This window comes from Exiguobacterium sp. s193 (genome assembly GCF_018618755.1).
Classification (GTDB): Bacteria; Bacillota; Bacilli; order Exiguobacteriales; family Exiguobacteriaceae; genus Exiguobacterium_A.
Genome location: NZ_JACSMR010000016.1, coordinates 47,471 through 54,943, shown reverse-complemented (window position 1 = coordinate 54,943; position 7,473 = coordinate 47,471). Strand labels below are relative to the sequence as shown.

Sequence of the window (7,473 nt, the reverse complement as noted above, 5' to 3'; positions counted from 1 at the left end):
CCCGTCGTCTGGTGACGATAGCCAAGTGGTCACACCCGTTCCCATGCCGAACACGGAAGTTAAGCACTTGAACGCCGAAAGTAGTTGGGGGCTTCCCCCTGTGAGGATAGGACGTTGCCAGGCAATTGAAGAGGACCGATCTGCATAACGCAGGTCGGTCCTTTTTTGTGTCTGTTCATTTAGAGTTAAATTATTTGCAATTCACTTTTAAGATGATTACTATTAAATCAAACAATAGTCAAAGATGGTCAGAGAGGTGGTGCCCATGCAAAACATCACAGATATCATCGAAGCCTATTTAAAACAAATCTTAAATGATGAAACAAAAGTTGAAATCAAGCGTCAAGAAATTGCCCAGCGTTTTGACTGTGTGCCTTCACAAATTAATTATGTCATCAACACCCGTTTTACTGTTGAAAAGGGATATTTTGTTGAAAGTAAGCGTGGTGGTGGTGGGTATATCCGCATTCAAAAAATCGTTTTATTGGATAGCCATGATCTCTTAGATGAGATGAGTGCTTGGGTCGGTGATCAATTAACCGAACAGGCGGCTGAAGATTATCTAATCCGATTGATGAATGAACAATTACTAACGCGACGCGAAGCGATTTTAATTCAGTCGTTATTACGAAAAGAAAGTTTACCGATGGATGTCGAGGATCAGCACCGGATGCGAGCGCATTTGATGCAGACACTTCTACAAACCATCAAGCGATTGTAGCATGGGAGGAATGCTCTATGCGATGTCAACGATGCTTAGAACGAGAAGCAATCGTACGCGTCAAACTTCCACAAGAAACGGAAGACTCAGAACGTGTCTTATGTTCTGAATGTGTCCGGGAACTCGCCCGTGAATATCAAGGGACGACATGCCCATCTTGTGGCATGACACGACAACAGTTGTTACATTTGAGAAAAGTCGGTTGTGCGACTTGTTATACCGTGTTCAAAGCGGAAGTCGACGGAATGGTTCGTCAGTTCCAACACGGTCACTCCAAACATTATGGTTCACGACCTGACGAAGAATCGGTCGAAAAACGTTTGAAACAACAACTGAGCCGATTAAAAGAACAGTTAAATCGGAAAGTGTTATCAGAAGATTATGAAGAGGCTGAGTTAATTAAGCAGCAGATTGTTAGCGTTGAGGAGGATTTGCGCCATGTTTGAAGAATTATTGACGCATCCCTTGAGCGAAAAGATGAATCAACAAGCTCCTTATGATGATATTGTTGTGTCGACACGGATTCGTTTAGCACGAAATGCAATCCAATATCCGTTCTCGACGACAATGTCGGAAGCAGAGGCAACGGAGTTGATTGATGAAACAGAACGGCAGTTGAATGGTCTGAAAGGTTTTCGATTCGGACGGGTCGACCAGGCTGACGTATTGACACGGACTGCTTTAGTAGAAAAGCATTTAATTAGTCCGGCACTTGCTTCACATCCAAGGACCGGTTTGTTCGTCAGTGACGATGAACAAATCAGCGTCATGGTCAACGAAGAAGATCACTTTCGAATTCAAACGCTGTTTCCCGGCTTGCAACTCGAAGAAGCCTTTCGGGTTGCAAAACAAGTCGATCAACTCATCAGTGAGCGGTTTAAAATTGCTTTTGATGATACACTCGGTTATTTGACGACTTGTCCGAGCAATGTCGGGACAGGGTTGCGAGCTTCTGTCATGTTGCACCTCCCAGGACTCGTCCTGACGAATCAAATTCAAGGGTATGTCAAACACTTGAGACAGCTTGGTTTCGCGATTCGTGGACGGTATGGAGAAGGTAGCGACGCGTCAGGACGGATGTTTCAACTATCGAACCAACGGACACTTGGGGCGAGCGAAGATATGCTAATCACGGATTATCAATTCGCAGTCGAAGCATTAATTGAAGCAGAACAGGCCGCAAGAAAAGGATTATTGGAGATGTATCAAGAAGAACTAGAAGACCGATTGTATCGGTCGTATGGAATCTTGACATCTGCCCGGTTGATTACGGCACGCGAAGCGACAGAACGACTATCGGATGTTCGCCTAGCAGATGGGTTAGGGCTTGATGTGAATCTCGCGCCTAATGTGTTCCATCATTTACTTGTATCTTTACAAACAGGTTTTCTACAAAAGCATTTCGGGAATCAATTAACATCAAGAGAACGGGACATCGAGCGAGCTCACGTGATTCGCCAGATGTTAACCGAACAGAAAAACAGGGATCACACACAAGGAGGTTTTGCGTAATGATGTTTGGACGATTCACAGAACGTGCCCAACGCGTACTCGCACTTGCACAAGAAGAGGCGGTACGACTCGGACACCATAATATCGGGACAGAACATATTTTACTCGGACTTGTACGTGAAGGAGACGGGATTGCTGCGAAAGCCTTAACAGCACTTGGTCTTAGTTCAGATAAAATTCAAATGGAAGTCGAAGCATTGATCGGTCGTGGCCAAGATGGTGCGACGACGATTCACTATACACCACGTGCGAAAAAAGTCATCGAACTGTCGATGGATGAAGCACGTAAACTCGGACATTCGTACGTCGGTACAGAACACCTCTTACTCGGTCTAATCCGTGAAGGAGAAGGTGTCGCGGCACGTGTCTTGAACAACCTTGGAATCAGTCTCTCTAAAGCACGTCAGCAAGTGTTGCAACTACTTGGGAACAGCGAAACGACGGCTAACGCGTCACAAGCTGGCTCAGGCGTCGCGACACCAACGCTTGATGGTTTGGCTCGCGACTTGACGCAACAAGCTCGTGAGACACGTCTCGACCCAGTCATCGGACGAGCAAAAGAAATTCAACGTGTCATCGAAGTCTTGAGCCGCCGGACGAAAAACAACCCGGTCTTGATCGGAGAGCCGGGTGTTGGTAAAACGGCCGTCGTCGAAGGACTCGCACAACAAATCATCAACAATGAAGTGCCAGAGACGTTACGGAATAAACGCGTCATGGTGCTCGACATGGGGACGCTCGTCGCTGGGACGAAATACCGTGGTGAGTTCGAAGACCGTTTGAAAAAGGTCATGGATGAGATTCGTCAAGCGGGGAACATCATTCTCTTCATCGATGAATTGCACACATTGATTGGTGCAGGTGGAGCAGAAGGAGCAATCGATGCGTCGAATATTCTAAAACCATCGCTTGCGCGCGGTGAACTCCAATGTATCGGTGCGACGACACTTGACGAATACCGTAAGTATATCGAAAAAGATGCAGCGCTTGAGCGTCGTTTCCAACCGATCCAAGTCGCTGAACCAACAGCAAACGAAGCAACACAAATCTTGTTTGGTCTTCGCGACCGTTATGAAGCGCATCACCGTGTCACCATCACAGATGAAGCGATTCAAGAAGCGGTAACGCTCTCGGACCGCTATATCTCGGACCGTTTCCTACCGGATAAAGCGATCGACTTGATTGACGAAGCGGCTTCAAAAGTGCGTCTCCGTTCGTATACAGCACCGCCGAATCTAAAAGAGGTCGAAGCAAAACTCGAAGGCATCCGTAAAGATAAGGATGAAGCCGTACAAAGTCAAGAGTTTGAAAAAGCGGCAAGTCTTCGTGATACGGAACAAAAACTTCGTGATGAGCTCGAGCGTTTGAAAGAAGAATGGCAGAATAAGCAAGGAAATGAGAAGCTTGAAGTCACAAAAGATGATATCGCACAGGTCGTCGCGAGCTGGACGGGTGTACCGGTAACGAAAATTGCTGAAGAAGAGACAGATCGTTTACTCCGCCTCGAAGAAATACTTCACAGTCGGGTCATCGGTCAAAATGAAGCGGTTAAATCGATTTCAAAAGCGATTCGTCGTGCACGTGCCGGACTCAAAGATCCAAAACGTCCGATTGGTTCGTTCATCTTCCTCGGTCCGACAGGTGTCGGGAAGACGGAGCTTGCCCGTGCTGTCGCAGAATCGATGTTTGGTGACGAAGATGCCATCATTCGGATCGACATGTCAGAATACATGGAGAAACATGCGACAAGCCGACTCGTTGGTTCACCTCCAGGGTATGTCGGGTATGAAGAAGGCGGTCAGTTAACTGAAAAAGTACGCCGTAAACCATACTCCGTCATCTTGCTTGATGAAATTGAAAAAGCTCACCCTGAAGTCTTCAACATCTTGCTTCAAGTACTCGACGATGGACGCCTAACCGACTCAAAAGGACGGACGGTTGATTTCCGTAATACGATCATCGTCATGACGTCGAACGTCGGTGCAAGTGCCCTCAAACGAAACAAGTACGTTGGGTTCGCAGTGTCGGACGATACGGATCGTGAATACAAAGACATGAAGGGGAAAGTCATGGACGAACTGAAAAAAGCATTCCGTCCAGAGTTCTTGAACCGGATTGACGAAACAATCGTCTTCCACTCACTTGAGAAAAAACACATCGAGGAAATCGTCAAACTCATGGCGAAGACTCTTGAAAAACGCCTTGCGGAACAACAGGTTCATTTCGAATTGACACCTGCCGCACTCTCGAAGATTGCCGATATCGGATACGACCCAGAATACGGTGCTCGTCCAATCCGTCGTGCGCTTCAACGAGAAGCAGAGGATCGTTTGTCGGAAGCATTGCTTGCGGGAGACATCCAAAAGGGTGAACGTGTCGCACTTGATGTAGAAAACGATGAATTCATCGTCCGCCGCCACCAAGTGGAATCGGCAACGACTGAATAAGTGATCAACAGGGTCCAGCTTTCGCAAGTACGAGGCGAAAGCTGGACTTTTTCTTGAATTAGGAAAGGATGAACAGAGTGGCTAAACTGAAGACGAAGTTCGTTTGTCAAAGCTGTGGAACCGAATCGCCCAAATGGATGGGGCGGTGCTCCGGCTGTGGGGAATGGAATACGATGGTCGAAGAAGTCGTCGAAGAGAAGAAAGCACGACGCGGTTCCGCCTTCGTCCACACGACGACGAAACAATTGAAACCGGAACGTCTCGCAAATATCGTGTCGCAAGAAGAAAGTCGTGTCTTTACAGGAAGTAGTGAATTTGACCGTGTGCTCGGTGGGGGGATTGTGCCCGGGTCGATGGTCCTTGTCGGAGGTGACCCAGGGATTGGGAAATCAACGATTCTGTTACAGACAAGTGCCCGCCTTGCACAACGTGGAGAAAAAGTTCTCTACATCTCAGGTGAGGAATCGCTCAAACAGACGAAACTCCGCGCTGAACGACTCGGTTTACCGACACAAGACTTATTCGTGCTCAGTGAAACAGACATGAATATGATTGAGCGGGTCGTCGACGAAGAAAAACCGGGATTCTTGATCATTGACTCGATTCAAACGGTCTATATCGATGAGATTCAGTCTGCCCCGGGTAGCGTCACGCAAGTTCGGGAATGTACGGCGATGCTGATGAAAATTGCGAAGAGTCGCGGTATTGCCATCTTTATCGTCGGTCACGTCACGAAACAAGGCTCGATTGCAGGGCCCCGTTTACTCGAGCATATGGTCGATGCCGTCTTGTATTTTGAAGGGGAGCGTCATCATACGTTCCGAATTCTCCGTGCCGTCAAAAACCGGTTTGGTTCAACGAATGAAATCGGGATCTTTGAAATGCGTGAGTCTGGTTTAGAAGAAGTTTTGAACCCTTCGGAAATCTTCCTTGAGGAGCGGACATCCGGCGTATCCGGTTCAACGATTGTCGCTTCGATGGAAGGGACACGGACGGTCTTAGTTGAGCTACAAGCCTTGATTTCACCGACTTCATTCGGAAATCCACGGCGTATGGCGACAGGGATTGATCAAAACAAGGTGGCCTTGCTGATGGCAGTGCTCGAGAAACGGTCCGGTCTGTTACTGCAAACCCAGGACGCATATTTAAAGGCAGCAGGTGGCGTCAAGCTCGATGAACCGGCGATTGATCTCGCCGTTTGTGTCGCGATTGCCTCAAGCTTCCGTGATAAACCGACCCGTCCGACAGACGTCGTCATCGGCGAAGTCGGATTGACGGGAGAAGTCCGTCGCGTCTCACGGATTGAGCAACGCGTCGCAGAAGCTGCGAAGCTTGGGTTCACCCGAGCGATCATTCCGAAAAACAATCTCGGAGGCTGGACCTATCCGGACGGTATCACGGTCATCGGTGTCGAAAGTGTTGACGAAGCGTTACGCGAAACGATCCCGTTTTAAACGCCTGAAATGTAGGAAAAGATGGGGAAGCTGTAATGGATATGTAAACAGTTTCCCCACCTTAAGGCGTAGGTGATTCAAATAAATACATGTTACAATGAACTTAAAATAATAGAAGGAGGTGGGAAGATTGAAAATCATCATTCGAATCTTTTTTGCGTTACTCGGTCTCGCGCTCGGTGTCTTGTTACTGCCCCAGTTATTTCAATTAATTGAAGCGGCGACAGGGATGACTTTCCCGGAATGGTTGATGACGACATACGTAACCGGAACGATTGGTGCACTCATATTTTTATTAATTGGATTATTCATTACGGATTCGGTTATTCGACTTCTCCGGTTCTTAGAGGAAAAATTAGTGAAAGCGCCCGTAGCCGACTTGTTCTTCGGGACGTTTGGTCTCCTGCTTGGTCTCGTGATGGCATTTCTCGTCAGCATGCTGATCGAACTCGTTGGGATTCCATTACTCAGTAACGTCTTAACGATTTTTGTAACGGCTTTATTCGGATATCTCGGTTTTACGGTCGGATACCGCAAACGTCATGAGTTGACGAAAATCTTCTTACGGACGAATACGAACAATACGGACAAGAAAACAGCACCTGAAGCAGTTGTCGCGGCAAAATCGAACAGTAAAGTGCTCGATACGAGCGTCATCATCGATGGTCGGATTACGGATATCGCGAAAACCGGATTCGTCGAAGGAAAATTAATCGTTCCACAATTCGTCATCGGTGAGTTACAGTACATCGCGGATTCGTCAGATACGCTGAAACGAAACCGTGGTCGCCGCGGTCTGGATGTCCTCAAGGAATTGCAATCGATTCCAGGGATGGAAGTGGAAATTTATGATGGTGATTTTGAAGATGTACCGGAAGTCGACATCAAGCTGATTAAGTTAGCGGAGTTGATGAAGGGGATCGTCGTCACGAACGACTACAACTTGAACAAGGTCTGTGAAGTTCGGAACGTTCCGGTCTTGAACATCAATGATTTGGCGAACGCCGTCAAACAAGTCGTCATTCCCGGTGAAGAGATGACGGTGCTTGTGATCAAAGAAGGAAAAGAACAGAAACAAGGAATCGCGTACCTCGAAGATGGCACGATGGTCGTCGTTGAAGGCGGAAAACACTTGATTTCGAAAACGATTGGTGTTGTCGTGACGAGTGTCTTACAGACCTCTGCCGGTCGGATGATTTTTGCGAAACCACAAGAAAAATAAGAGACTGCCACAGATGTGCAGTCTCAGATTGTAGACAACGTGCGACCGAGAGATCAAGCGTCTGTTTTCGTTGCTTTCCTCGGGCGAGGCGCAAGCCGTTGCTCCTTGATCCTCACG

6 protein-coding genes and 1 rRNA gene are annotated in these 7,473 nt (G+C 47.6%); all 7 read left to right on the top strand.

The window, feature by feature from the left end; translation table 11 throughout:
* The first annotated feature begins 7 nt into the window (after nt 1-7).
* The 7 genes from rrf to KNQ04_RS14790 all read left to right on the top strand — a co-directional run bounded on the left by rrf (nt 8) and on the right by KNQ04_RS14790 (nt 7,356).
* Nucleotides 8-123, top strand: a 5S ribosomal RNA gene (gene rrf, locus KNQ04_RS14820).
* A 142-nt stretch (nt 124-265) separates the two neighbouring features.
* The gene (locus tag KNQ04_RS14815; RefSeq protein ID WP_214851668.1) at nt 266-721 is read left to right on the top strand and encodes a CtsR family transcriptional regulator; all 456 of its coding nucleotides are present in this window, start codon (nt 266-268) and stop codon (nt 719-721) included.
* Nucleotides 722-738: 17 nt separating this feature from the next.
* On the top strand, nt 739-1,167 hold the full coding sequence (locus tag KNQ04_RS14810; protein WP_214851666.1) for a hypothetical protein: 429 nt from the start codon (nt 739-741) through the stop codon (nt 1,165-1,167).
* Nucleotides 1,160-2,233 carry a protein arginine kinase gene (locus KNQ04_RS14805; protein WP_214851665.1) on the top strand — a complete coding sequence of 358 codons (1,074 nt, stop codon included), beginning with the start codon at nt 1,160-1,162 and terminating at the stop codon, nt 2,231-2,233. Before KNQ04_RS14810 ends, KNQ04_RS14805 begins: the two co-directional genes overlap by 8 nt.
* Entirely contained in the window at nt 2,233-4,680 is a 2,448-nt protein-coding gene (clpC, locus tag KNQ04_RS14800; protein ID WP_214851664.1) for an ATP-dependent protease ATP-binding subunit ClpC, read from the top strand. Before KNQ04_RS14805 ends, clpC begins: the two co-directional genes overlap by 1 nt.
* A 77-nt stretch (nt 4,681-4,757) precedes the next feature.
* Nucleotides 4,758-6,134, top strand: coding sequence for a DNA repair protein RadA (radA, locus tag KNQ04_RS14795; protein ID WP_353049734.1), 1,377 nt, complete (start codon nt 4,758-4,760; stop codon nt 6,132-6,134).
* Between the two features lie 130 nt (nt 6,135-6,264).
* Nucleotides 6,265-7,356 (top strand): PIN/TRAM domain-containing protein, encoded by a 1,092-nt coding sequence (locus tag KNQ04_RS14790; protein WP_214851662.1) that lies wholly within the window; start codon nt 6,265-6,267, stop codon nt 7,354-7,356.
* The last annotated feature ends 117 nt before the right edge of the window (nt 7,357-7,473 follow it).

Bases quoted from the DNA above. Each gene is read 5' to 3' on its own strand.
- KNQ04_RS14810 (WP_214851666.1), top strand. From the start codon at position 739: ATGCGATGTCAACGATGCTTAGAACGAGAAGCAATCGTACGCGTCAAA.
- KNQ04_RS14805 (WP_214851665.1), top strand. From the start codon at position 1,160: ATGTTTGAAGAATTATTGACGCATCCCTTGAGCGAAAAGATGAATCAA.
- KNQ04_RS14815 (WP_214851668.1), top strand. From the start codon at position 266: ATGCAAAACATCACAGATATCATCGAAGCCTATTTAAAACAAATCTTA.
- clpC (WP_214851664.1), top strand. From the start codon at position 2,233: ATGATGTTTGGACGATTCACAGAACGTGCCCAACGCGTACTCGCACTT.